General features: G+C 70.4%; 2 protein-coding genes and 1 pseudogene. All 3 read right to left on the reverse strand.

Annotated features, from left to right (window positions below; genetic code table 11):
* Positions 1-93: 93 nt before the first annotated feature.
* Complete coding sequence (locus ABZ281_RS49945) at positions 94-597, reverse strand: hypothetical protein (RefSeq protein ID WP_356665536.1); 504 nt, start codon at positions 595-597, stop codon at positions 94-96.
* A 5-nt stretch (positions 598-602) separates the two neighbouring features.
* Positions 603-740, reverse strand: coding sequence for a hypothetical protein (locus ABZ281_RS49950; protein ID WP_356665538.1), 138 nt, complete (start codon positions 738-740; stop codon positions 603-605).
* Between the two features lie 74 nt (positions 741-814).
* Positions 815-1,204, reverse strand: a pseudogene (locus tag ABZ281_RS49955) (hypothetical protein); the annotation flags it as partial.

Here is a 1,204-nt window from a genome sequence, read left to right on the forward strand (position 1 = left end):
GGTGTGGTCGTGGCGGGCCCGGAGAGCGTCGCAGCCAGAGACGCAGAAATGGAAGTCTGTGGCTGTACGACGAGGGTCTGACAACGGCAGTTGCTACTCCTTGGCCTCCTCGGCGCCCCAGGCCTCGCACGCGGCGTCCAGCTCGGCGTGCTGCTCCCACGAGTCGCCGATGATCCCGCCGTCCCACTTGGCCCGGCCGTAGTTGAAGGAGTGGCCGGCGCCGATCTCTCGGGAGATCACCTTGCGGGCGGCGTCGGCGACCGCGGCCGGGCTGGCGTAGCCGTACACCGGCAGCTCCGTCGGGTACTCGTTGGAGCCGTCTTCCTTCAGCTCGGCGAACTGCCAGACGGGGCCCTTGTCCGGCTCGCCGTGCTCGGCCTCGATGCCGGAATGCCACTCCCAGATCAGCAGCAGCCCGTGCGGCCAGTCCTCGGCGTGGCTGGTGTGCTGGAGGTTCACCTCGATCACGGCGTTGAGGTAGCAGTACGTCCCGCGGGTCTCGCAGTCGTCGGTGCGGACGTCCTCGGTGGGCAGGCCGGCGGTGTCGAGGGCGACGGTGACGGCCTCGATGTAGTCGTCGTGGGGCAGGTTGCGCATGGTGGTCAGCCCTTCTTCGGCTTGGCGGGGGTGGCCTTCTTCGCGGGCTTCAGCCACCCGCCGCGGCTGCCCTGGTAGTCGGTCTCATGGCCCTCCAGGCGGGGGTCGTCGGGCTGGATGGGCTTCTTGAATCCGAGTGCCATGATGGCGGTCCTGTCTCGTGGTTGGGATGGGACCCGGGGCGGCCGGTAGCTGGCAGGCGCGGGCCGCCCCGGGGCTACTTCGCGGCCTTCATCCAGCGCACGAGCGTGCGGTGGGGGCGCTCCTCGTCGGGCACCGTCTCGAAGCCACGGCTGTTGTTGTTGTCGTTGTTGTTGCTGGTCAACGGCCCCTCCTGGACGGTCTCATCGCCGGGGGAGGGGAGCGGTGGGAAGTCGTCCTTCTTCACGCCCGGGGAGACGGCCACCGGCCGGCCTTTCATCCGCACCCCTCCAGAGGTGGGGATGCGGGCCGCGGCGAGGGCCTCCTTCACGGCCGTGGTGGAGGTCTTCAGGTGGTCGGCGAGGGCGGTGGTGTGGGCGTGCGGTGCGCCCACCTCGTGGAGGGCCTGGACCAGCTGCTCGCGGGAGCACCTCGGCGCGGGGAGCCTCGGGGTGCGGCTCCAGCC

Origin of the sequence: Streptomyces sp. NPDC006265 (assembly GCF_040613555.1) — a bacterium.
In the GTDB taxonomy this organism is placed as follows: domain Bacteria; phylum Actinomycetota; class Actinomycetes; order Streptomycetales; family Streptomycetaceae; genus Streptomyces.

Coding starts and splice junctions, on each gene's coding strand:
- ABZ281_RS49945 (WP_356665536.1), bottom strand. CDS start 597: ATGCGCAACCTGCCCCACGACGACTACATCGAGGCCGTCACCGTCGCC.
- ABZ281_RS49950 (WP_356665538.1), bottom strand. CDS start 740: ATGGCACTCGGATTCAAGAAGCCCATCCAGCCCGACGACCCCCGCCTG.